The sequence below is a fragment of the Flagellimonas amoyensis genome, from assembly GCF_003058265.1.
GTDB lineage: Bacteria > Bacteroidota > Bacteroidia > Flavobacteriales > Flavobacteriaceae > Flagellimonas > Flagellimonas amoyensis.
The window spans coordinates 78,761-102,210 of the sequence record NZ_QBUK01000008.1 but is presented as its reverse complement, the minus strand read 5'-3'; the positions used below and the strand labels follow the sequence as shown (position 1 = coordinate 102,210).

The window sequence follows — 23,450 nt, the reverse complement described above, 5'->3', positions numbered from 1 at the left end:
TTTTTTGCCAGCCCAATCATAGCAAGGGATTAGCGAAGGTGGGCGTCCTCATCCAGATTCAATCCGTTCAAAACCTCGGTGACCTTCATCCGTCGCTTTCCAGAAAATTGGAGTTCCAACAGATTTAGGTAACCATCGGCAACGGCAACTTTCATAGATCTTTTATCGGCAATCAATTTCCCGATTTTAAGATTGTGTTTTGCAGGTTCCATTTCGGTCACATAAATTTTGAGAGGTTCTTCCACATCCTTATTGATGATGGTGGTCCATGCCCCAGGATAGGGACTAAGCCCACGTATATGGTTATGGATATTTTCCAGTGGTGAGTTCCAATCGATCAAGCAGGTTTCCTTGTGGATCTTGGGAGCTGGTTTTAAATCCCCACTTTCGCTTTGTTCGCTTACAGTAGCAGTTCCGTTCGCAATCTGCTTGCAGGTTTCCACGACCAAATCCCCGCCAATTTCCATCAATCGGTCGTGCAGGCTCCCAACATTATCCTCGGGACTGATTTTTTCCTTGGCCTGAAGAATGATGTTCCCCGTGTCTATTTTTTCATCAATAAAAAAAGTGGTGACCCCTGTTTCGGTTTCCCCATTGATGATGGCCCAGTTGATGGGTGCCGCTCCGCGATATTGGGGCAGGAGCGAGGCATGGAGATTGAACGTGCCATGTTCCGGCATGTGCCAAACTGCTTTTGGGAGCATCCTAAAGGCCACGACCACTTGCAGGTTGGCGTTAAGGTCTTGGAGTTCTTCCAAAAAGCCCTCATCCTTCAGGTTGACGGGCTGTAATACCTTCAATTGGTGTTGCACTGCGAATTCCTTGACCGCGGATTGCTGCACTTTGCGGCCACGTCCAGCGGCCCTGTCCGGTGCAGTGACCACGCCGACCACATTCAGTCCGGCTTCCAAGATGCGTGCAAGGCTGCCCACCGCAAAGTCGGGCGTGCCCATGAACACGATGCGGAGGTCCTTATTTTTTGATGCTGTACTCATTTCTTGTGTTTAACAGGACCATTTCGTCCTCAAGCAGCTGCTGCAAGGTTTTCAAAAGCGCTTTTTCGTCGGCACCCGTGACCTTTTCCAACTGTCTTGAAGTGCTTGGTGCAATCTGCAATAGGGCCAATACCCGTTCTCCAAGGTTTGGCAGCGGTCCTTTCTTTTCCTTTTTGGTGCAAATATCGCAAGTGCCACACTTTTCCTTGACCCTTTCTCCAAAATATTTCAAAAGATAAGTGCTCCGACATTCCTCCCTGTTGTCAATATAGCCCAACATGGCCATCATGTTGCTTTGCTTTACCTTGTTGAAATCCCTGATCTTTTTAGCAAAGGGATTGATGGTATGGTCATCCTCCCTCGGCACCAAAAAAGTGATTTCAAGATCGCTGGTCGTGTTTTGATAGTCCACCATACCATCTTCCGCAAGCTGATGCAGTATTTTTTTTAGGCCAGCTTCGCTCTCATTGGTTTTTTTGGAAAGTAGGTATAGGTCAATTTTGGTGTCGTATTCCGTAATGCCACCATAGGTCCGCAAAATGGTCTGGACCACTGGGGCGGTAGTGCGGTTTTTTTCCAAATAGTCAAAGATGGCCGCTTTTGGGGCAATGAACCTCAGGATGTTCTTCTCATTGAAATTGTCGGAAAGCGAAAGCACCGAATTTTGGTCTAGGATACGGAATGCATGGAAAGTCATATTGGGATTGAAACCATAGCGGGTGCAAAATTCATTGAACTTGAATGCCAAGGGTTCTGAGACCAATTCCCCGTAAGAAATCTGGAAATGGTTGTTCAGCTTGGAATACACTTTTTTCACAAAATCCACATCGGGCAAGGATGATAAAAATTGCTCTTTGGCCCGTTCCTTGTCCTCGTTGGAGGTGAGGATAATGGCTGTGGACGGTTTGCCGTCCCTTCCAGCTCTGCCTGCCTCTTGAAAATAGCTTTCCAGACTGTCCGGTACTTGATAATGGATCACCAAGCGTACATCGGGTTTGTCCACACCCATACCAAAGGCGTTCGTGGCCACCATCACCCGGATTTCACCGCTTAACCAAAGGTTAAGTTTCTGTTCTTTTTCGGACTTGGTGATGCCGCCATGAAAAAAAGCGGAGGTGAACCCTTGCTTTATCAAGAAGTTGGACAGGGACACGCACATCTTCCGCGACCGCACATAGACAATGGAACTGCCCGGTATCTTGCCCATATATTTGTTGAGCTGGTAGAGTTTGTCCTCGGTATGCTTTACTTTGAACGCAATGTTGGAACGGGAAAAAGAATCCTTGAAAACGGTTGCATTGTCCATTGCAAGGTTTTCCAAAATGTCTTCCACTACCTGTGGTGTTGCCGTTGCCGTCAAGGCCATCATGGGAATCCCGGGGGCCAGCTCCCTGAGAATGGCACAGCCCAAATAGGCAGGCCTGAAATCGTTTCCCCATTGCGAGATGCAGTGGGCCTCGTCTATGGCAATGAGGTTTACGTTCATCTCTTGGATACGTTCCTGTACGATGCTCTGCTGCAAGCGTTCCGGGGACAGGTAGAGGAACTTATAGTTGCCAAAAAGACAATTGTCCAGAAGGTCGTTGAGTTCATCGAACGGGATGCCCCCCGTCAGCGCAATGGCTTTTATGTCTCTTTTTTTCAATTGGGCCACCTGGTCCTGGATCAGGGCCACCAAAGGTGACACCACGATGCAGATGCCTTCCTCGGCCAATGCGGGCACTTGATAGCAGATGGATTTCCCTCCTCCCGTAGGCATCAGGGCCAAGACATCCCTTCCAGAAAGCACGCTATCGATAATGGCTTTTTGGGATCCCCGAAAACCATCATGGCCCCAAAACTCTTTTAGAATGGCAGTGGTCTCCTTTTGCACTACATTTTTTTAAGGGTTTCCAAAATGAAGGAAATACGTTCGGGGACAATATCTTTGGGCACTTCGATGGGCTCGTAGCCATACTGGGAATAAGTGTTCATTAGGGCATGATGGATTTTTTCCGCCTCTTCATAGGTTTCCAATCGTTCATTGTCCGACACATAGATTTCTTCCCATGGCGGTACAATGAAAACGGAATCGTACCGATGGTCCTCAATGTATTTCACAAACGCTTCGTCATAGGTCTGCCCGAAGAAATCCATATAGGCGAGGACATCGGGGATGCCCCGGTCAAAGAAACTGATGGGTGCATCTATCTTGAGCGATTCCTTGTAATGCGCCGTCCGACCTTCCAATAGATCTTTGTTGAATTGCAGGGCATCATCAACAAAAACCAACGGGTTGGAAACGAATACATCGGATTTTCCTCCTTCCTTCGCCTTGGAGGTCATGTCCCTTATGATTTCGTGGAAGCAATGGAACCCTTTGTTTTCCAGACCTTTGATGATGGATGTTTTTCCCGTTCCGGGAGCTCCGGTGATGACTGTTTTGTTCTTGCCCAAACGCACTATTTTAGCTTTACAAAGTAATGAAATCGCCCGAAGGAAAAAAAATTGTCGGGTAAGCCATATATTTGTAAAAAATACAAGATGGAGAAGGAGAACACGGATGAGTTTTATGCGCGGCTCAAGGAGCAATTGCTGGAGAATACCAGTTGGCCCTCTAACTACCTGTACAAGTTCATAGTACCCACGGACGAAGAACGCATCGCGCAGATCCAAGATATTTTTGATAACACGGGGGCTGTGATCGAATCTAAAAAGTCCAAGAACGGGAACTATACCAGTCTTTCCATTACCGTGAACATGAAAGATCCGGACGAGGTCATCAAAAAATACAAGGAAGTGGCCGTCGTTGAGGGCGTTATTTCCCTGTAAGCATAAAGATTGCCATAATTTTACTATTTTGCGGACGTTATCGGATAGATACTTCGCCATAACATAACTTCATTAAATCCTTTGATTTGAACCTAGTAGAGAATTTAGAATACAATACGGAGCGTCCAAAGCTCTTTATTCCGGAATACGGCCGTCATTTTCAAAAAATGGTGGACCATGCTGTTTCCATAGCGGATAGGGACGAACGCAACAAAGAGGCCAAGGCCATTATAAGCGTTATGGGCAATTTGCAGCCCCACTTGAGGGACGTGCCCGACTTTCAGCATAAATTGTGGGACCAATTGTTCATCATGTCCGATTTTAAATTGGATGTAGACTCTCCGTTCCCCATTACCTCCAAGGAAATCTTGCAACAGCGCCCAGAACCTTTAGAGTATCCACAGAACCATCCCAAATACCGTTTTTATGGCAACAACATCAAGCGAATGATCGATGTGGCCGTAAAATGGGAAAAAGGAGATATGCGTTCCGGTCTGGAGTATGCCATTGCCAACCACATGAAGAAATGTTACCTGAACTGGAACAAGGATACCGTTGAGGATTCTGCCATCTTCGAGCATTTGAAAGAAATGAGCGATGGACAGATAGATATGGCCAGAGATGGGGAAAACCTGACCGAGAGTGGACAGTTCCTCAAAAACCGACCAGCCAAATCCAACAGGAACAACAATAACAACGGTGGAGCCAAAAAGAATCAGCGTAGCCGAAAGAAAAGATACTAAAACTCCAGACGGTCCATGGGTACATTTCGAATAGAGGGTGGTCACCAATTGAAAGGTGAAATTACGCCCCAAGGTGCAAAGAACGAGGCATTACAGATTCTTTGTGCCGTATTGCTTTCCGAAGAAAAAATCACCATAAACAACATACCGGACATTGTAGATGTCAACAAATTGATAGCTCTTTTGGAAGATTTGGGCGTCAAGATCCAGAAGAAGGGGAAGGGTTCCTACACCTTCAAGGCGGACGATATCAATTTGGAATACCTCCAGTCCAACCAGTTCAAGGAAGATGGAAGAGCTCTTCGGGGTTCTATTATGTTGGTGGGGCCATTGTTGGCCAGATTTGGCAAAGGATACATTCCCAAACCAGGAGGCGACAAGATCGGAAGGCGCAGATTGGATACCCATTTCGAAGGATTTATCAAACTAGGGGCGAAGTTCCGGTACAATAAGGAAGAATATTTTTATGGAGTGGAAGCCGAAAAGCTCACTGGCACCCACATGTTGTTGGATGAAGCTTCGGTAACGGGCACGGCCAACATTGTGATGGCCGCTGTGATGGCCGAGGGCACTACCACCATCTACAATGCCGCTTGCGAGCCCTATTTGCAGCAATTGTGCAAAATGCTGAACCGCATGGGCGCCAAGATTTCAGGTATTGGCTCCAACCTCTTGACCATTGAGGGTGTGAAGGTTTTGGGCGGTACCGAGCATACCATGTTGCCCGATATGATCGAAATCGGTAGCTGGATAGGACTGGCGGCCATGACCCGTAGCGAACTCACCATCAAAAATGTGAGTTGGGACGATTTGGGCCAGATTCCTGCCGTTTTCCGAAAATTGGGCATCACCATCGAGCGAAAGAACGACGATATCTACATTCCAAAGCATGAAAAGGGCTATCAGATCCAGAATTTTATAGACGGTTCCATCTTGACCATTGCCGATGCGCCATGGCCAGGATTTACCCCGGACTTGTTGAGCATCATTCTTGTAGTGGCCACTCAGGCCAAAGGCGAAGTGCTCATCCATCAAAAAATGTTCGAGAGCCGACTGTTCTTTGTGGATAAATTGATAGACATGGGGGCGAAGATCATCCTGTGCGATCCCCACCGTGCGACAGTCATTGGACACGATTTTAAATCCACTTTAAAATCTACAACCATGACCTCACCCGATATCAGGGCTGGGATTTCCTTGTTGATAGCGGCCCTTTCGGCCAAAGGAACATCCACTATCCATAATATTGAGCAAATCGATCGCGGGTATGAGAACATCGATGAGCGATTGAGGGCCATCGGAGCTAAAATCGTGAGGGTCTAGTTCAATTGAATTTTAGTTAGGTTTTTATTTTTCCACCAATTTTCCATCCGGATAAAGTGCAAAACGTCCTTTGTCCTTATCATGCACATGGTCTGGATAGGGCCAGGGCCAGCCGCCAAACTGGGTAAGTCGGTATTCTTCCATGGCCTGTTGTATTTCTTCATTGGTGTTCATCACAAAGGGTCCATATTTGGCCACGGGTTCCCCAATGGGTTTTCCTTGGAGCAACATCAATTGGGCTTTTTCATCCCCAATTTGAATGGCAACCTCCGTTGAAGGGTCCAAGGCAATACCAAAATTGGGGTTTACTTTTCTGTCCCCGATATAAATCTCCGAACCTTTGTAAAAATAAAGCACCCGGTTTGCATCCGCACTTGCTTTTGGGAGAACATATTCTGAATTGGCCTCGACATGAATGTTCCATATGGCCACATCATTTTCGGGATTTGCGGCCCAGGAATCTGGAGCGGGATCAATGGCAGGAGTACCCTTGTATTTGCCGGCAACTACCTTTATCTGCGCATTTTTATCTTGGACCACAGGAATGTCCTCGTGCCACAACATTTTAAAATGGGGTTCGGCAAATTTTCCTGCTCGGGGAAGGTTCAGCCAAATTTGGAACAGTTCCAAGGGATTGTCCTTGTCATCATGCAGTAAGGGAAACATCTCGGAGTGCTGTACGCCTCTTCCCGCAGTCATCCATTGCACATCGCCCTCGCCAAATCTACCTGCGGCACCCAAAGAATCCGAATGGTCACAGAACCCTTTGTTCACAATGGTGATGGTCTCGAACCCTCGATGCGGGTGATAGGGGAAGCCAGGGATGGTCTGTCCGTGGTACATTCGCCAATTTTCCCTTGGATCAAAGTCATTCCCCAGATTCCGCCCTTTCAAGAGAGAAGGGTCGGGTCCCATTTCACCATTTCCTTTGGGAAAGTGATCCAAATGATATACGCTGAAGAGAAAAGGGTCTTGGGTCTGCCATGGGGTGCCCAATGGAAAGGTCTGTATGATGGGTGTGCTCATTTTTTAGTGTTTTACGGTATTGATTTCGATCCAATATCCTTCAGGATCTTGAATGTAGATTTTTGTTGATTTTGAAGTTTGTCGATGAAAAGGTCTAGGCTTTACATTATGTGTTTTCCATTTACCAAAATCAATTTCCGGGGATAGGAGGTGGGCCATCGATCATGGCCTCATATTTTTCATCCCCTTTTCGGGTCTTGTATTCTTCTTTTACTTTTTCCATCAATTTGGGGTTCTCAAAAAGGTCCAGCATGGTCATGCCCATTGCTTTGGATGCATACACCATTCCTTTATGGCCAATGCTCATGCCACCGCAGGCCACTACGGCCCATGAGTGCCAAGGGGTATCTTTTGGGGCCACGGTAACACCTAGATTGATGTTGGGCACGTTCCAACTTACATCACCTACATCGGTGGAGCCACCACCGGGAAGTTCCTCGGTTTCCCGAAGGGGTCTAATTTCAGCATCCATGCCCACTTCTGGTTTTCCTGTGGCCTTTTGGATGGCTTTGCCATAGGCAATTTCTTCTTCGGTGTAGCTGATGGGTCCCAAGAGTTCCAAATTACCCTGCATGATCTCCCCACCTGCACGGTTCACCAAGGTCTCATAAATACCGGAGACCAAGGAAACTTTATAGTCCACATTGGCCATGATGGCGGCCCCTTCGGCCATTTTTTTGACCTGTTCGTAAGTGGGCAGCATCACATTGCGCTTGGGGTCTCTAACCCGAACCCAGATTTTGGCATAATCGGGCACCACGTTCACTACTTGACCACCATCTTGGATATGATAGTGGATACGGGAGGTCGGCCTTATGTGTTCCCTATAATAATTGATACCTGTCGTATAGAGTTCCAACGCATCCGAGGCACTGCGTCCGTTCCAGGGATCTGAAGAGGCATGGGCGGCTTGGCCATGGAATTCAACAATGAAATCGATCAACGAAAGTCCACTTTGCACATCGGCCTCGATCTCTGCGGATGGGTGCCAACTCACATTCACATCCACATCGTCCCAAAGTCCAGCTTCCACCATCCAAATCTTACCAAAGAATTTTTCCTCGGCAGGGGTTCCCAGAAATTTTACAGTCCCTTTGATTTTCCCAGCCTCGATTTGTTCTTTGATGGCAATGGCGGCACCAAGGCTTGCTGCGCCAAACATATTGTGCCCACAGCCATGACCGGGAGCCCCTTCTATTTTGGGGTCTTTGTTGGGCACGGTGTTTTGGGAAAGTCCGGGTAGAGCATCGAATTCACCCAAGACACTGATCACGGGTCTCCCGGAGCCGTATGTGGCCGTGAAAGCCGTGGGGATGTTTGCCACCCCTCGCGTTACTTGCAGTCCATTCTTTTCTGCATAATCGGCCAAAAGTTCGGCGGAAATGGATTCCTCAAAGGCGGTTTCGGCCAGGGCCCAAATGGAATCGCTGATCTGTATGAGGTTTTCCTTGTGCTTTTCGATGGAGGCAATGACCTCTTTTTTGTTTTTGGTCATCTTTTGGGCCGGGAGGTTCCATGCGGTCAGGGCCAAAAGGAACAAGATAGAAACAGTTCTCATTTTAAAAAGGTTTGCGTTAGTTGGATGATGCAGGGCCGGGTCCAAACATTGGACGACACGGCAATGGGTATTAAAAATACTTAAAATGCATCAACCAACGGCCTCTTTGTACACTTTTAGGCAGCGCTCCCTGGCCATTTTGTGGTCTACCATTGGGGTAGGGTAGGTAAGTTCCTGGAATTCAGGAACCCATTTCTGGATGTATTTCAGTTGTTTGTCAAATTTGTCCGCTTGGGTCATGGGGTTGAATATCCTGAAATAGGGTGCGGCATCCACTCCGCTCCCTGCCGCCCATTGCCAGTTGCCCACATTGCTGGCGAGTTCGTAATCCAATAGTTTTTCGGCAAAATAGGCCTCTCCCCACCGCCAATCGATCAATAGGTGTTTGCAAAGAAAGCTGGCCACCAACATACGTACCCGATTGTGCATATAGCCTGTGGCATTGAGTTCACGCATGCCCGCATCCACCAACACATAACCAGTGTTGCCTGTTTTCCAGCGTTCAAAGTCCTCTTCGTTATTGCGCCATTGGATACGATCATATTTGGGTTTGAAGGCATGGTTCACCGTTTTTGGGAAATGCCATAGGATCTGCATGAAGAATTCCCTCCAAATGAGTTCATTCTGGAAGGTCCTGTCTTTTTCGGCGATGGCCTTTTGTACCATTTTTCGGATGGATACGGTCCCGAAACGTAGGTGTGGGCCCAATCTGGATGTGCCCTGATGAATGGCTGGGTAATCCCTGGTCTCTTTATAATGTTGGATCAGATCGCCCGAGACTTTATAATCAGGCACTTTGATATTGGCAGTTTCAAAACCAATTTCTTTGAGGGTAAGGTTGGGAAAAGAGGATGTAGTGTATAGGTTTTTGCCCATGAGCGAATGGGTGTCATACTCCACCAAATGGATGGAAGGGTTGAACGCTTCCTTCCAGCGTTTCATATATGGCGTGTAGACGACGTAAGGGTCTCCATCATCTTTCACGACTTCATCTTTCTCAAATATGACTTGGTCCTTAAAAGTTTGTAGGGCCACACCGTTTTCCTTGAGATACGCCTTCACCTTGGCATCCCGTTCAAGGGCGTAAGGTTCGTAGTCGTGGTTGGTGTACACTTGTTGTACTTCATACGCTTCCATCAATTTTTTGTAAACGGACAAAGGATCACCATGGTAGAGCGCTATACCACTTTGATGATTGTCCTGGAGTTGGTTGCGCAATTTTTGGAGCTGCAGATGGATGAAGGATACCCTAGGGTCCTTTTGGGGAAGATTTCCCAGAATCTCAGGGTCAAAAATAAAGATGGGCAACACGGGAAAATTGCCTTGAAGTGCTTGGTACAGCCCCACGTTGTCGTCCAACCGCAGGTCGCGCCTAAACCAAAAAATGGAAATCTTTTCCTTCATTTAGATGGTTTTTATGGTCAAGGAACTGTTTATGCCGTGGATTGTACCGAACAACTTGGATAGTTTTCGTTCGCGGTAGCGGAAAATTTCCAACAGCTGTTTTTTGACAAGTATAGGGTGAAACAGTGCTCCCACAAAACCAAACGGCAATTTGTAATCGATCACATCCTCCATTTCAATACCTTGGTCCATCGGTTTCAAAAAATGCTTGTGGTGCCAAAGGGCATAGGGTCCAAAACGCTGTTCGTCCACAAAATAGCTGCCTTCCTGCACATGGGTAATTTCTGTGACCCATCTCGTGGTCATAAAAGGAAATGGTTTTACCAGATATTGTATGACCTGTCCCGCATGCATTTTCTTCTCAGCGCCGGAGAGAATATGGAAACCCATTTGACTAGGTGTGATGACCTGAAGGTTCTTCGGATCGGATAAAAATTCCCAAGCTTCCTCCATGGAAATGGGTAGCACTTGCGTGGAATGGAGTTGATACAGTTTCATCAAACACTTTTCATCAAATATACAATATTGTTTAATTAAATATTTAAATAGTTAAACAAAATAACAAGATACATTGTTGTTCCTTATGAGTTACTTCAATTTCTTTTAAGAATTCCTTAACAAATGACAGGTTTCTTTTGGTATAGTTTTGTCGTGCTAAACAATTAAACACTATATCCTATGAAGAAAATTTCGCTATTTCTTTTGATTGCATTGTTGTCCATCTCTTTGGATGCCCAGATCCAGACACCGGCCCCCAGTCCTTTTTCCAAAATGGAGCAAAAAGTGGGTCTTACCGATGTGACATTGGAGTATTCCAGACCATCCATGAGGGGAAGAAAGGTATTCGGGGATTTGGTTCCTTTCGATGCCATTTGGAGAACAGGTGCCAACATGAACACAAAAATCACTTTTAGTGATGATGTTATAGTGGAGGGCAAGGAACTCAAGGCAGGTACTTATGCCATCTACACCAAACCGAACGAGGCTGTTTGGGAAGTCTTCTTTTACACCGATACCAATAATGGTGGACTACCGCAAGAGTGGGATGCTTCCAAAGTTGCTGCCACGGTGAAGGTAGAGGCTTATCCAATTTCCGAGTCCATTGAAACCTTTACCATTACTTTTGATGACCTTCACAATAATGGGGCTACACTAGGCTTGCTTTGGGAAAAGACCTATGCTGGGGTGAAATTCGTTGTTCCAACAGTGGACAAAGCCATCAAGAGCATTCAAGAGACCATGGCCAAACCAGACCTTACTGCCAATGATTACTTTGCTGCAGCTTCTTACTACTACAGTGAGGGGATGAACATGGAACAGGCAAAGGAATGGGTGGACAAAGCCGTTTCCATGGGTAATGGTTCTGAATTTTGGATGATGCGCACACAATCCTTGATCCATGCCAAATTGGGGGACAAGAAAGGCGCCATCGAAGCGGCCAAAAAATCCTTGGATGCTGCCCAAGCGGCTGGAAACCAAGATTATGTAAAGATGAACAAGGACTCCCTACAAGAATGGGAAGGACTTTAATCTTCAACAATTGAAAAAAGAAAAGAACCCACTTTTAGAGTGGGTTTTTTTATACCTCTTCGATTGAGTTTCCTAGGAAATTGTCAAAAAGTTGGGTGATGATGGACAATGCAATGACCAATACACAGCCAAATGCATTCAACCATAGGTAGGACATCCAATCAAGATTGTAGCCTATAATGACGATGATCTGTGTGGCGATTGCAGCCACAAACACGGCATTCCCTTTCACGAATTTGAAGAAGAAAGCCAATAGGAAAATACCCAGTACATTGCCATAAAAAATGGAACCTATGATGTTCACCAATTGGATAAGGTTATCAAAGAGGCTGGCCACATTGGCAATGGCGATGGCCAATATTCCCCAAAGCAGGGTAAACCCTTTGGTGGCAAGAAGGTAGTGCTTTTCATCATGCTCTTTTTTGACATTCCTTTTATAGAGGTCAAGGGCCGTTATCGTTCCCAGTGCGTTCAGCTCGGATGCGGTGGATGACATGGCTGCCGATAGGATCACGGCCAAGAGCAGACCAATGAGGCCCACGGGCAGGTTGTGCAATATGAAGTGGATGAACACATAGTCCTTGTCGTTGGTCTCAACTTTTGTATTTGCCTTGGATATCAGGTCTTTGGCAGCATCCCTGCTGGCATTTTCCTTCTGGTTGATCTTGATAATGTTCTGCTCCGCCTGTTGTATGGCATTGTATTCCTTGAGTTCCAAAGCAGCGGAAAAAGAATGTTGTGCCATTCGTTTCTCCATCTCCAATTTTTTATGGTCCTCCTCCAATGCCTTGTATTCATCAGCGTATTCGGAATTCATCACAGCCTCGGTGGCAGCGGGGTTGAAATTGAGCGGAGAAGTATTGTATTGATAGAAGACAAAGACCATGGCTCCAACCAAAAGAATGAAAAACTGCATCGGAATTTTAAAAATCCCGTTGAATACCAGTCCCAATTGACTTTCGCGTATCGATTTTCCTGAAAGATAGCGTTGCACCTGACTTTGGTCGGTTCCAAAATAGGCCAGTGCCAAGAAAAATCCACCCGTGATACCGCTCCAAAACGTATAGCGGTTATCGGTGTCGAAGGTAAAGTCCAGAATGTTGAGTTTGTTGTTTGCTCCGGCTATCTTCAATGCTTTTCCAAAGGAAACATCTGAGGGTAGGGCCCCTAAGATGAAGAAAAAAGCGAAGAACATACCCAGCATGATGATGAACATTTGCTGTTTTTGGGTAACGCTCACCGCTTTGGTACCCCCGGATACGGTATAAATGATTACGGAGATTCCTATAATAATATTGAGGGTCCTCAAATCCCAACCCAAAACCGCAGAAAGGATAATGGAGGGGGCAAAAATGGTAATTCCCGCAGCAAGCCCTCTCTGTGCCAAGAAAAGTAGGGCAGTGAGGGTCCTTGTTTTCAGGTCAAACCTGCCTTCCAGCATTTCGTAGGCGGTAAATACCTTGAGTTTTTTATAGATAGGGATAAACACCAAGCAGATCACGATCATTGCCAAGGGCAGTCCAAAATAAAACTGCACAAAACCCATCCCGTCATGGAATGCCTGCCCCGGTGTGGACAAAAAGGTAATGGCACTGGCTTGCGTGGCCATTACGGACAGACCGATGGTCCACCATTTTACATCATTGCCACCCCCGCGGACATAATCGTCCACGTTTTTGCTTCCACGGGTCTTCCATACCCCATAAGCAACGATGAAGAGTAAGGTACTGCCAAGAATGATCCAATCTAAATAGGCCATTAAGGATTTTAGTTATTAAAAATCATGATCAGGTAAAAAGCCAAAACATAGATGATGTTCAGGAGTAGGACAATGGAGTACTCCTTTTTCCATTCTATTTTTCCGAGCATTTTATCCTTTGACATTACTCTCCTTTTTAACTTCATCTTTTCCTACTGAAAGCATGTTCGCAAACAGTTTGTAGGCTCCGGAGACACCGGCGGGCAGCTCCCTGAAGAAACTCAATCCGGTGTAAATATAATGACCTTTACCATAAGGTGCCACTAAAAGGCTTCCCTTGGATTGGGCTTCCCCTTCATCCCCCATGGAAAGGACAGGGGTGAATTCTTGGCTCCACTGGGTAGGGAAATAAAGCCCTCTTTCCTGTATCCAACCATCAAAATCCTTTTCGGCAATGGTGTTGGGGAAATTGACTAGGGAGTTTTGCGGTGAAACGATTTCCACTTTTGAATTTTCATCGGTGACTCGTTCGCTGGAAAGAGTTAGGTCATACGGGGCAATGTTTTCAAATTGCGCGGCCCATCTACCTGCGGTATTGTACTGTACGATCATATTGCCGCCATTTTTCACGTAGTCGAACAGGATAGGCTGTTTAAATTTGAGCGATTCCACTACGTTATATGCACGGATACCGACAACAACGGCATCATACTTGTCCAAGGAACCTTTTTCAATCTTATTTGGGTCGATGATGTGCACTTGATAACCTATTTGTTCCAAACTTTCAGGGACCATATCGCCAGCTCCCATGATGTAACCGATATGCTCACCGACTTTCCTGATGTCCATATGGACCACTTTGGCCTTGGAAGCTAACAAAATGGACTGTTTTGGAATATGTTCATAGGCAATCTCCACAAGTTCCTTGCCATAGGTGTTGTTCCCTATGGTGATAATGGGTGAAATTTCACCTTCACTCTCGGCATTGGGAGGAGTGACCATAAAGGTCACAGCTAGTTCCTGACCTTTTTGGGCTATGGAAAAAGGAATGGTAGAGGGGGTCACTGTCCAACCTGTTGGGTGGTCCAATGCCACATTTCCATTGACATTGTCCTTACCTGCCTTTATTTTGACATGGATGGCCTTGGTACTCTCATCGGCAAATATCAAAACCTTTTCCTCAATTTTTGAGGTGGCTTCCGGCAAAACGGCAAAGGGTTCATACAGTTCTCCTTTTTCCGGTTTGGAGAAACGATGGACCACGGGTTTTTCAAAAGCGATTTCCGTTCCGTTGAAATCCAGAACAAATTTCGCTTTGAATGCACTTGCGGTTTCCGGTTGTCCGATGAGTTTTTGGTCATTTACCGCATAAGTGCCCAGTGTACCGGGTTCATTCAACCAATAGGGGCTGGAATATGGAGTGTTTTCGGGAACTTTGAAGCTGATGTCCAGTTCCTGTTTTCCATTGTCGACCAGTACTTTGTTCGGGGATAATTTGGCATCGGACCCTACAATCTGGATTTCTTTCAGGAGAATTTGCTGTGAACTCCTGTTCAAGGCCTCAATGTTCACTTTCGCCATACTGCCTGGGGTAGTGGAGGCACCATCGGAACCTGCTTCAAGGTATAGCCCAGCACAGGCTAGGATGATGGATTTCAATTCCTCCGACTTTAACTGTTTCCAATGTTCGTCCTTGATTTTTTGTAAAAGACCATAAGCTTTTACCAGTTCCGGGATATGCTTTGAGGGATTTCTAAAATCAAAATTCTTTTCGATGGCGTACAAAATGTTTCCAACAGCTTCGCCACCCTCTACACGGGACCATGTGGTGTTGATCCCGTCAAATAGATTGTTCCCTTTGGGAATATCCCCTTTGAGGAGTTCCAAATATTCCTCTGATGTACCTCGTTCCGTCAACCTGCCAAATCCTTGACATAGGTGCTGACTACGGGCCAGGGCAGCAATCTCGTTGTTGGAGAGGCCAAGTTCAGGGTAATAGACCCCTATATCCACATGCAACATATTGGACTTGTCCGCTTTGTCAAATGCTTCGCGGCTTCCATATTGCCACCAAGAGGTGTTGTAGAACGATTTTTTGGGCTGCCAAACAGATGTGAGTTCCAATTGTTCCGGGTAGGCATTGGCATTATTGGCAAGGTCAAAGGCTTCCATGCTCAAAATGGCCGAAGAAGTATGATGTCCATGGGTGGAACCGGGCGTTCTGTGGTCAAAACGGTTGATGATGATGTCAGGTTTAAGTGTTCGAATGGCCCAGACCACGTCCCCCAACACCTTATCCTTGTCCCATATCTTGAGGGTTTCGTTTGGGTGTTTGGAGAAACCGAAATCGTTGGCCCGCGTGAACCGTTGTTCCCCGCCATCCACACCTCTGGCACCCAAAAGTTCCTGGGTACGGAGCACTCCCAGAAGTTCCTGAAGCTCGGAACCTATCAAGTTTTGTCCTCCATCCCCTCGGGTCATGGAAAGGTATATGGTCCTGGCTTTTTCGTGATTGGACAGATAGGAAATCAAGCTGGTATTCTCGTCGTCGGGGTGGGCCGCAACGTAGAGCGCCGTTCCCAAAAAGTTCAGCTTTTGCAGCTCATGATGGATCTCGGCAGATGTGGGCTTAGCAGGTTTTTGGGCAAAGGTTTTTGGGAAATGCAGGGTTATGGCTACAAAACAAGCCCAAAGGTATCTCATAGTTGGTTTTTTAGTGGTGAGGCCAAATATAGAAAGTTTGTTAGCAGTGCTTACGCTATTTAGAAGAGTTTTAACAAGGCCCATACGCTTCGGTCAAAAGGTTTACAATCCCAAACTGATCCTTAAAAATAGATCATTGTTTTCATGTTGGCCCCAAAACCATCTCTGGTTTTTTTGTTCCAACTTTCAATGGAATCTGGAATTGGTTCCTTCAAAGTTAGTCATAGAAAATTTAGGAAACTATTTTCACCAAGGTCTTGTATAACAGATGGGTAGGCAATCCCACAACGTTGGTATAAGAACCTTTTATCTTGGAAATCCCGATCATGCCTATCCATTCCTGTATGCCATAGGCCCCAGCTTTGTCAAAAGGGAGGTACTTGTCCACGTAATATTGGATTTCATCCTCGGAAAGCTTCTTGAGCTTGACCTTGGTGACGGAACTTACGGTTTTTTGGGAATCCTTTGTGGTAAAACAGACCGATGTGATGACCTTGTGCCAGTCCCCGGACAGGGTGCGTAACATTTTCATGGCCTCTTCCTTGTTTTCTGCCTTGGCCAATGAGGCTCCCTTGTGCCAGACCACGGTATCGGAAGTGATCACAATCTCATTTTGTTGTAGTTCTTCCTTAAATGGGGTGGCCTTTAGCCGGGCCAAGTATTCGGATATTTTCCTGCCACGTAATTTTTTGGGATAGACTTCCTCCACTGATTTTAGTCGGACCTCAAAATCCAGGCCCATTTCTTCCAAAAACCGCTTCCGTCTTGGCGAACCGGAACCCAAAATGAGTTTGTGGTCTTTTAGGCTTTGTTGCAAAGGGTTTTTAGTCATTTTTTGCACTGAAATTATCGTTCCAGTCCCCACGGACCTTCAATACTTGTTCAATAATGTCGCGCACGCAGCCGTCCCCGCCATTTTTGTGGGACACATAGTCGGAAATGGTCTTCACTTCCGGTACTGCATTCTGTGGGGAGGTGGCCAGTGCCACCAATTTCATAGGAGGGATGTCTGGCAGGTCATCTCCCATATAGACCACTGCCTGCGGGTCAATGTTATAAATGTCCAGATATTCTTTCAGGGGCTCTTCCTTGTGGTGTGCGCCCATGTAAAAATCGGTCACACCAAGACCTTTTAACCGTTCCTTCACGCCTTCATTGGTGCCCCCGGTGATGATGCAGACATTGTATCCCTTTTGTATGGCGGTCTTTACGGCATATCCGTCCTTGACGCTCATTTTTCGGAGCAGTTGCCCATCGGAAGTGATCAGGACAGATCCATCGGTGAACACCCCATCCACATCAAAGACAAAGGTGGTGATGTTGCTCAAAAGCTCTTTATAATTCTTTTTCATAGACTTGTTTTATGGCTTCGCTCATCAAGTTATAGAGCGCAATATGTTTGTCGTTGTTCAAAAGTTTCAAGTGGTCCTGCATGCTTTTTTGATCGCTCCTTCGGGCAGGGCCGGTCTGCGCCTCTTTGGGAGACATGGATTGGATTTTCTCCGCTGTTTCCAAGATCAAGGGTTTCAAAAGGTCAAAGGACAACCCTTCCTTCTCACAGAGCTCTTCACCTATACCATAAAGATGGTTGGTGAAATTGTTCACAAAAACCGCCGCAAGATGCAATTTTTTTCGCTGTTCCGAATTGACCTCATGGACATTTTGGGATAGGGTGAGGGCCAACGATTTCAGGAGGGCCAATGACTGCTCTTCTTTGGCCTCGATGCAGATGGGCACTTTTCCAAAATCGATGTCCTTACCTTTGGTAAAGGTCTGCAACGGATAGAACACTCCTCGGTTTTCAGGTGTCAGGGCATCCATCGCAACGGCCCCGGAAGTGTGCACCACCACACCATTTTTTTCATTCAATTGACGGGAAACTTCAGCTATCGCATCATCTTTTACGGCTATGATGTACACGTCGGCATCCTTGATGGAAGTAGGGTCTGTGGTAGTGGCAACCTGTGTGGAAAAGGAGCGCAGACTTTCGGGATTTCTGCCCACGACCTGCACCACCTGTGCCCCAGTGGTTGCTGAAAAAGCCCTGAACAGGTGCATGGCCAGGTTTCCGGTTCCCAAAATAACGACGCTGAGCATGTTCAAAATTACAAATTTAAGGGAGAAGCATCACACCGACAATTAACAATTCCATTTGATCTTTTATTATCGATATAAAACAACTAAGTTGTAAAAAGGCCGTATTTTTGCAAGCCGAAAGTAGACCGAATTTCCATGATCGATATTCTAAAGAAAACCTTATTCTCCACAAGACTTATGGCTGTTCTATTTTTGGTCTTTGCAGCGGCATTGGCCATGGGAACTTTTGTGGAAACGTGGTACAGTACAGAAACCGCAAGAATTTTCATTTACAACACTACCTGGTTTGAGGTGATCATGGTCTTTTTTGTGATCAACTTCTTCGGAAACATATACAGATACAAACTGCTACAGTGGAAAAAATGGCCTGTATTGGTGCTCCACCTGTCTTGGATCCTGATCATTTTTGGGGCCTTTGTGACCCGATATATCAGTTATGAGGGAATGATGCCCATTCGTGAAGGGGCCACAGAAAATCAGTTCTATTCGGACAAGACCTATTTGACCGCTTATGTGGACGGTGACATCAACGGGGAGACCAAGCGACGTATTTTGGAAGACGATATCCTTGTCACCCAGGAAGGAAAACGTACCAGTCTGCCTTGGAAATCCGATTTCAACGGACAACCGTTTACCATTTCGTATGTGGATTTCATCAAAGGGGCTGAAAAAGGATTGATTCCCGATGACAATGGAGCCGAATATCTCCAGATCGTGGAAGCGGGCGATGGCCAGCGTCACGAACATTATCTGGAAAATGGAAAGATCGCCAGCATACATAATGTACTTTTTGCCCTGAACAACGATACCGAAGGGGCCATCAATATCTACGTCACCGAAGAGGGGGATTACCAAATAAAGACCCCTTTTGAAGGGAATTTTATGCGGATGGCGGACCAATTTCAGGACCAAGTGACCGCTGACAGCATTCAACCTTTGCAATTACGATCGCTTTATTCCATGGCAGGTATGCAATTTGTGGTGCCGGAGCCCATCGTCAAAGGAAAATACGGCATAGTGAAGATTCCTGATGGCGAACCCACCGAAATGGCGCAGGATGCCTTGGTCGTTGCCATCTCCGCAAATGGGGAGACCCAAGAAGTGAAATTGCTCGGCGGCAAGGGTACGACCAATTTTTCGGACAAAATACAAGTGGGAGGGTTGGAGTTTGCACTCAGTTATGGGTCCAAGGTCTATGAGCTTCCTTTTTCCATTGAATTGAATGACTTTATTGCCGAAAAATACCCCGGAACCGAAGCTGGGTATGCATCGTACATGAGCAAGGTGACCGTACACGACGAGCGTCCATTCGATTATGACATCTACATGAACCACGTGTTGGACCACAAAGGCTATCGTTTTTTTCAGGCCAATTTTGACCCGGACGAAAAAGGAACAGGTCTTTCGGTAAGCCACGATTTTTGGGGTACTTGGATCACCTATATTGGTTATTTTCTACTTTATATTGGTTTGATGGGCATTATGTTCTTTGGTAAGACACGTTTTAGGGATCTACAGACCATGCTCCAAAAAATAAAGGAAAAGAAAGCCGCGATGACCACCATCGCACTGTTCTTTGCATTGGTGTCCGCAAATGCACAAGAAGATGCACATGGACATTCCGTGGTGCCCACCCAGGCACAGATAGACTCCGTGATACAGGCCACTACAGTAGCAAAGGAACATGCGGAAAAGTTTGGGGCATTGGTCATACAGGATGAAAACGGCCGCATGAAACCCATCAATACCTTCGCCTCCGAATTACTGCGGAAATTGAGTGGAGACAACAAATACAAAGACCTTTCCGCCAATCAAGTATTCCTTTCCATGATGTTGAACCCTGGGGTTTGGTACACTACGGATATTGTTGCTTTGGGAGATAAGGGGAATGATAGTATTCGTAAGGTTATTGGAGTTCCCGAAGGCACAAAGTTTGTCAAGGCTACCGACTTCTTTGATGCCAAAGGGGAGTACAAGCTAAGGCCCTTTTTGGAACTGGCCACATCCAAGGCCAATCCCAATAAATTTGAAAAGGATTTCAAGAAAGTTGGGGAACGATTGAGTTTGCTCAACATGGCTTTGAGTGGAAGTATCGTGAAAATATTTCCCTTACTGGACGATGAGAATAACAAATGGATCTCTGCCGTGGAATACCGGGGCGGACAGTTCCAAGTGCAGGATTCGCTCTATGCCAATTTCATCAGGAATGCAATGCCCTTTTACCTGAGCTCCTTGCAACAATCCATTGCTTCCGGCGACTATTCCCAGCCAGACCGATTGTTGGAGGCCTTCAAACAGAACCAACATAACCACGGGGCAGAAGTGCTCCCATCCGACCAAAAGGTCAAAATCGAGATCATCTACAACAAACTGGATCTTTTCAACAGGTTGTACAAGTACTACGCCATGGTTGGTTTGTTGTTGTTCTTTGTACTGATTGCCAAGATCTTTAAGGAACGTAAGATCCTTGATGCCATTGCATATGGGCTGAAAGGGACCATCATTCTATTTTTTATATGGCATACCATTGGTCTGGTTTTACGCTGGTACATTTCGGGCCATGCCCCTTGGAGTGATGCCTATGAAAGTATTCTTTATGTGGCATGGGCCACCATGGGGATAGGTTTGGCCTTGGGCCGAAAAAGCGAATTGACCATAGCCTCCAGTGCTTTTGTCACCTGCATGCTGTTGTGGGTTGCCCATCAAAGTTGGGTGGATCCGGCCATTGCCAACCTGCAGCCTGTATTGGACAGCTACTGGTTGATGATCCACGTGGCCGTCATCGTAGGTAGTTATGGTCCGTTGACCGTCGGGATGATCTTGGGCGTGGTCTCCTTGTTGTTGATGGTGCTGACCACCAAAAAGAACAAAAAACGGATGGACATCAATATAAAGGAGCTCACCGTTATCAACGAACTCGCACTTACCGCCGGTTTGGTCATGCTCACCATAGGTAACTTTTTGGGTGGCCAATGGGCCAACGAAAGCTGGGGCCGTTATTGGGGCTGGGATCCCAAGGAAACTTGGGCATTGGTCTCCATCATGATCTATGCTTTTGTTTTGCACATGCGATTGGTGCCGGGTCTTCGTGGCAAATGGATCTACAATTTTGCCAGTATTGTGGCCTATGCCAGCATCATGATGACCTATTTTGGGGTCAATTTTTACCTAGTGGGCCTTCATAGCTACGCAAGTGGGGACCAGGTGATCACACCAACTTTTGTGTGGTACACCGTTCTGGGCGTGTTTGTTCTTGGTGGCATCAGTTTCTGGAGATACCGGGTGCATTACGCCAAAGAATAGATGTTTGTGCTATCTGCATGTTTCAAGTAAGCAAAATGGACGAAAGGAAAGAAATTTCACAAATTTCATTTTCTTTTTGAAAAAAGTTGCATATTTGCCTCATCATGAAGTTATAAGAATTATGTACGCTATGGATGTCACGTTTGGCTTTACGCCAAAAAAGTAACCGAAGACTTTTCGGTTCAGTTGACATTTTCTCTTTTTTCCAAACATAATTCTTGACAATAATGACACCATCCAATAATACTCTTTCTTTCAAAAAACTTATTCAATACTTCTGGATTGCCGTATCCGGAAAAGAAACTGAATTCACCTCAGGCAGCATTCGAAAGGCCATTTTCATGCTTTCCATCCCCATGATCTTGGAAATGCTCATGGAATCCATTTTTGCCTTGGTCGATATCGCTTACGTCTCCAAAGTAAGCGTCAATGCTGTTGCCACCATAGGTCTTACGGAATCTGTGATCACATTGGTCTATGCCCTCGCCATTGGTTTGAGCATGGCCGCGACCGCTGTTGTGGCACGACGAATAGGCGAAAAGGACGTGCAGGGTGCGCGTATTGCTGCTGTGCAGGCCATTAGTCTTGGCATTTTGATCTCCATAATCATTGGTGTGGTCGGAATGATATACGCCAAAGAGATTTTGGCCCTGATGGGTGGCGAACCAGACCTAATAGCCGAAGGGTATGGCTACACCCAAGTGATGATAGGAGGCAACATAACGGTCGTCCTACTTTTCTTGATCAATGCTATTTTCAGGGGTGCGGGGAATGCTTCCATCGCCATGTGGGCCTTGGTGCTTTCCAACGGACTCAATATCATTTTGGACCCTATGTTCATCTTCGGATTTGGACCCATTCCCGAATTTGGGGTGATGGGAGCTGCCATTGCAACGAATATTGGTCGCGGAACAGCCGTTATTTTCCAATTGGCCGTTCTTTTCTTCGGTTGGGGCAAGATCAAACTGGCCTTTCAGGATTTGGCCCTCAATTTCAAGGTGATGATCAATTTGATCAAAGTTTCTTTGGGCGGTATTGCGCAGTTCCTGATCGGCACATCGAGCTGGATTTTCTTGATGCGGATCATGTCCGAGTTCGGTAGCGAAGTACTCGCTGGCTATACCATCGCCATCCGCGTGATGATGTTCACCTTGATGCCCTCATGGGGAATGAGCAATGCAGCGGCCACCTTGGTAGGGCAGAACCTTGGGGCCAAACAGCCGGATAGGGCCGAATTATCGGTATGGAAAACAGGGAAATACAATGCCATTTTCATGGGCACGGTTTCCTTGATCTATCTCATTTTTGCCAAAAGCATCGTTTCGTGGTTCAACACCACGCCAGCTGTGGTCCAGAATGGAGCACTCTGTCTTCAGGTCATTGCCTTGGGCTATGTGTTCTATGCCTATGGCATGGTGGTCAGCCAGGCATTCAATGGGGCAGGGGATACCCGTACCCCGACCAAGATCAACCTAGTTTCATTTTGGCTCATCCAATTGCCCTTGGCCTATGTGTCGGCCCTCGTTCTTGGCTGGGGAGCCATGGGGGTTTTTGTGGCCATCACATTTGCAGAGGTCCTGTTGGCCATCATTGCCATGGTGTGGTTCAAAAAAGGAAAATGGAAGCAGGTCCAAGTATGATGGGTTTCGTATCTTTGGTTAGTGACCACATGTTTTTCTGAAAAATCACTCAGAATGAAAGTCGGTCCAAAATCTTAAAATTGGGCTTATGGACATGGATATTCAAGACAAAAAAATTGAATTGATTCAATGGCTGTCAACTTTGGACGATAAAAGTATCATTGAGAAAATAATGAAACTTCGGGAAAGTGAGAAAGTGGATTGGTGGGAAAATATATCCGATCAAGAGAAGAAATCCATTGAGCAAGGAATGGAAGATGCAGCCTCGGGAAGAATGAAACCCCATTCAGAAGCGAAGAAGCTATATGGGAAATGGCTATAAGATTCTTTGGACGGAACATGCACTTTCAGAATTGCAGGGAATCATTGAATACTTGGAAGAAAATTGGACAGAAAGGGAATTGAAAAATTTTTCCCATGAGTTGGACCATACCATTGAATTGATTTCAAAGAATCCTTTACTGTTTCAAGATTCTGCCCTAAAAAAGGACATTAGGAGAGCTGTCATTTCAAAACATACCAATCTATATTATCGGTTGAAACCAGACTCAGTAGAAGTACTTTCATTGTTCTCCAATAGGCAGAATCCTGAAAAATTAAAACTAAAAGACTAGAAAG

The 23,450-nt window shown here is 46.1% G+C and carries 20 protein-coding genes; 8 read left to right on the top strand and 12 right to left on the bottom strand.

The window, feature by feature from the left end:
* Window positions 1-29: 29 nt before the first annotated feature.
* Genes fmt through DB398_RS12260 form a run of 3 tightly spaced genes read right to left on the bottom strand, consistent with a single transcriptional unit; the run spans window position 30 to window position 3,437 of the window.
* Complete coding sequence (gene fmt, locus DB398_RS12270; RefSeq protein WP_108424686.1) at window positions 30-995, bottom strand: methionyl-tRNA formyltransferase; 966 nt, start codon at window positions 993-995, stop codon at window positions 30-32.
* The gene (locus DB398_RS12265; RefSeq protein WP_108424685.1) at window positions 973-2,868 is read right to left on the bottom strand and encodes a RecQ family ATP-dependent DNA helicase; all 1,896 of its coding nucleotides are present in this window, start codon (window positions 2,866-2,868) and stop codon (window positions 973-975) included. The genes fmt and DB398_RS12265 overlap by 23 nt, the downstream gene beginning before the upstream one ends.
* Window positions 2,868-3,437: an AAA family ATPase gene (locus tag DB398_RS12260; protein ID WP_313777791.1), complete on the bottom strand. Its 570-nt coding sequence runs from the start codon at window positions 3,435-3,437 to the stop codon at window positions 2,868-2,870. Before DB398_RS12260 ends, DB398_RS12265 begins: the two co-directional genes overlap by 1 nt.
* An 81-nt stretch (window positions 3,438-3,518) precedes the next feature.
* On the opposite strand from DB398_RS12260, the gene DB398_RS12255 reads away from it, so the two are divergent.
* The 3 genes from DB398_RS12255 (at window position 3,519) to murA (ending at window position 5,872) form a co-directional block, all read left to right on the top strand.
* Window positions 3,519-3,806 carry a DUF493 family protein gene (locus DB398_RS12255; RefSeq protein WP_108424683.1) on the top strand — a complete coding sequence of 96 codons (288 nt, stop codon included), beginning with the start codon at window positions 3,519-3,521 and terminating at the stop codon, window positions 3,804-3,806.
* Between the two features lie 86 nt (window positions 3,807-3,892).
* Complete coding sequence (locus tag DB398_RS12250; protein ID WP_108424682.1) at window positions 3,893-4,549, top strand: DUF4290 domain-containing protein; 657 nt, start codon at window positions 3,893-3,895, stop codon at window positions 4,547-4,549.
* Window positions 4,550-4,564: 15 nt separating this feature from the next.
* Entirely contained in the window at window positions 4,565-5,872 is a 1,308-nt protein-coding gene (gene murA / locus DB398_RS12245; protein WP_108424681.1) for a UDP-N-acetylglucosamine 1-carboxyvinyltransferase, read from the top strand.
* 24 nt (window positions 5,873-5,896) lie between these two features.
* Here the strand turns inward: murA and DB398_RS12240 are convergent, their stop codons facing one another.
* The 4 genes from DB398_RS12240 to DB398_RS12225 all read right to left on the bottom strand — a co-directional run bounded on the left by DB398_RS12240 (window position 5,897) and on the right by DB398_RS12225 (window position 10,358).
* A complete protein-coding gene (locus tag DB398_RS12240; RefSeq protein ID WP_108424680.1) occupies window positions 5,897-6,898 on the bottom strand; it encodes a pirin family protein in 1,002 nt (333 codons plus the stop codon).
* A 130-nt stretch (window positions 6,899-7,028) separates the two neighbouring features.
* Complete coding sequence (locus DB398_RS12235; protein WP_108424679.1) at window positions 7,029-8,456, bottom strand: amidohydrolase; 1,428 nt, start codon at window positions 8,454-8,456, stop codon at window positions 7,029-7,031.
* Window positions 8,457-8,546: 90 nt separating this feature from the next.
* A complete protein-coding gene (locus DB398_RS12230; RefSeq protein ID WP_108424678.1) occupies window positions 8,547-9,860 on the bottom strand; it encodes a cryptochrome/photolyase family protein in 1,314 nt (437 codons plus the stop codon).
* Complete coding sequence (locus DB398_RS12225) at window positions 9,861-10,358, bottom strand: SRPBCC family protein (RefSeq protein ID WP_108424677.1); 498 nt, start codon at window positions 10,356-10,358, stop codon at window positions 9,861-9,863.
* Window positions 10,359-10,538: 180 nt separating this feature from the next.
* Between DB398_RS12225 and DB398_RS12220 the strand changes: the two genes are divergently transcribed.
* Complete coding sequence (locus DB398_RS12220) at window positions 10,539-11,390, top strand: DUF2911 domain-containing protein (RefSeq protein WP_108424676.1); 852 nt, start codon at window positions 10,539-10,541, stop codon at window positions 11,388-11,390.
* Between the two features lie 49 nt (window positions 11,391-11,439).
* Here DB398_RS12220 and DB398_RS12215 read toward each other — a convergent pair whose 3' ends face one another.
* The 5 genes from DB398_RS12215 to DB398_RS12195 all read right to left on the bottom strand — a co-directional run bounded on the left by DB398_RS12215 (window position 11,440) and on the right by DB398_RS12195 (window position 17,889).
* A complete protein-coding gene (locus tag DB398_RS12215) occupies window positions 11,440-13,149 on the bottom strand; it encodes a sodium:solute symporter family protein (protein WP_108424675.1) in 1,710 nt (569 codons plus the stop codon).
* 111 nt (window positions 13,150-13,260) lie between these two features.
* Window positions 13,261-15,792 carry a PIG-L family deacetylase gene (locus DB398_RS12210; RefSeq protein ID WP_108424674.1) on the bottom strand — a complete coding sequence of 844 codons (2,532 nt, stop codon included), beginning with the start codon at window positions 15,790-15,792 and terminating at the stop codon, window positions 13,261-13,263.
* 232 nt (window positions 15,793-16,024) lie between these two features.
* Window positions 16,025-16,624, bottom strand: coding sequence for a Maf family nucleotide pyrophosphatase (locus DB398_RS12205; RefSeq protein ID WP_108424673.1), 600 nt, complete (start codon window positions 16,622-16,624; stop codon window positions 16,025-16,027).
* The gene (locus tag DB398_RS12200; RefSeq protein WP_108424672.1) at window positions 16,617-17,144 is read right to left on the bottom strand and encodes a KdsC family phosphatase; all 528 of its coding nucleotides are present in this window, start codon (window positions 17,142-17,144) and stop codon (window positions 16,617-16,619) included. The genes DB398_RS12205 and DB398_RS12200 overlap by 8 nt, the downstream gene beginning before the upstream one ends.
* Window positions 17,128-17,889, bottom strand: coding sequence for a Rossmann-like and DUF2520 domain-containing protein (locus DB398_RS12195; protein ID WP_108424671.1), 762 nt, complete (start codon window positions 17,887-17,889; stop codon window positions 17,128-17,130). Before DB398_RS12195 ends, DB398_RS12200 begins: the two co-directional genes overlap by 17 nt.
* Window positions 17,890-18,024: 135 nt before the next feature.
* Here DB398_RS12195 and DB398_RS12190 point away from each other — a divergent pair, with 135 nt between their 5' ends.
* The 4 genes from DB398_RS12190 (at window position 18,025) to DB398_RS12175 (ending at window position 23,446) form a co-directional block, all read left to right on the top strand.
* Window positions 18,025-21,192 (top strand): cytochrome c biogenesis protein, encoded by a 3,168-nt coding sequence (locus tag DB398_RS12190; RefSeq protein ID WP_108424670.1) that lies wholly within the window; start codon window positions 18,025-18,027, stop codon window positions 21,190-21,192.
* A 227-nt stretch (window positions 21,193-21,419) separates the two neighbouring features.
* Window positions 21,420-22,832 carry an MATE family efflux transporter gene (locus tag DB398_RS12185; protein ID WP_108424669.1) on the top strand — a complete coding sequence of 471 codons (1,413 nt, stop codon included), beginning with the start codon at window positions 21,420-21,422 and terminating at the stop codon, window positions 22,830-22,832.
* Window positions 22,833-22,920: 88 nt separating this feature from the next.
* Window positions 22,921-23,154 carry a hypothetical protein gene (locus DB398_RS12180; protein WP_108424668.1) on the top strand — a complete coding sequence of 78 codons (234 nt, stop codon included), beginning with the start codon at window positions 22,921-22,923 and terminating at the stop codon, window positions 23,152-23,154.
* Entirely contained in the window at window positions 23,138-23,446 is a 309-nt protein-coding gene (locus DB398_RS12175) for a type II toxin-antitoxin system RelE/ParE family toxin (RefSeq protein WP_108424667.1), read from the top strand. The genes DB398_RS12180 and DB398_RS12175 overlap by 17 nt, the downstream gene beginning before the upstream one ends.
* Window positions 23,447-23,450: the final 4 nt, after the last annotated feature.

Bases quoted from the DNA above. Each gene is read 5' to 3' on its own strand.
- DB398_RS12240 (WP_108424680.1), bottom strand. From the start codon at position 6,898: ATGAGCACACCCATCATACAGACCTTTCCATTGGGCACCCCATGGCAG.
- DB398_RS12210 (WP_108424674.1), bottom strand. From the start codon at position 15,792: ATGAGATACCTTTGGGCTTGTTTTGTAGCCATAACCCTGCATTTCCCA.
- fmt (WP_108424686.1), bottom strand. From the start codon at position 995: ATGAGTACAGCATCAAAAAATAAGGACCTCCGCATCGTGTTCATGGGC.
- murA (WP_108424681.1), top strand. From the start codon at position 4,565: ATGGGTACATTTCGAATAGAGGGTGGTCACCAATTGAAAGGTGAAATT.
- DB398_RS12200 (WP_108424672.1), bottom strand. From the start codon at position 17,144: ATGAAAAAGAATTATAAAGAGCTTTTGAGCAACATCACCACCTTTGTC.
- DB398_RS12225 (WP_108424677.1), bottom strand. From the start codon at position 10,358: ATGAAACTGTATCAACTCCATTCCACGCAAGTGCTACCCATTTCCATG.
- DB398_RS12185 (WP_108424669.1), top strand. From the start codon at position 21,420: ATGACACCATCCAATAATACTCTTTCTTTCAAAAAACTTATTCAATAC.
- DB398_RS12215 (WP_108424675.1), bottom strand. From the start codon at position 13,149: ATGGCCTATTTAGATTGGATCATTCTTGGCAGTACCTTACTCTTCATC.
- DB398_RS12235 (WP_108424679.1), bottom strand. From the start codon at position 8,456: ATGAGAACTGTTTCTATCTTGTTCCTTTTGGCCCTGACCGCATGGAAC.
- DB398_RS12175 (WP_108424667.1), top strand. From the start codon at position 23,138: ATGGGAAATGGCTATAAGATTCTTTGGACGGAACATGCACTTTCAGAA.
- DB398_RS12205 (WP_108424673.1), bottom strand. From the start codon at position 16,624: ATGACTAAAAACCCTTTGCAACAAAGCCTAAAAGACCACAAACTCATT.
- DB398_RS12255 (WP_108424683.1), top strand. From the start codon at position 3,519: ATGGAGAAGGAGAACACGGATGAGTTTTATGCGCGGCTCAAGGAGCAA.
- DB398_RS12230 (WP_108424678.1), bottom strand. From the start codon at position 9,860: ATGAAGGAAAAGATTTCCATTTTTTGGTTTAGGCGCGACCTGCGGTTG.
- DB398_RS12190 (WP_108424670.1), top strand. From the start codon at position 18,025: ATGATCGATATTCTAAAGAAAACCTTATTCTCCACAAGACTTATGGCT.
- DB398_RS12220 (WP_108424676.1), top strand. From the start codon at position 10,539: ATGAAGAAAATTTCGCTATTTCTTTTGATTGCATTGTTGTCCATCTCT.
- DB398_RS12195 (WP_108424671.1), bottom strand. From the start codon at position 17,889: ATGCTCAGCGTCGTTATTTTGGGAACCGGAAACCTGGCCATGCACCTG.
- DB398_RS12180 (WP_108424668.1), top strand. From the start codon at position 22,921: ATGGACATGGATATTCAAGACAAAAAAATTGAATTGATTCAATGGCTG.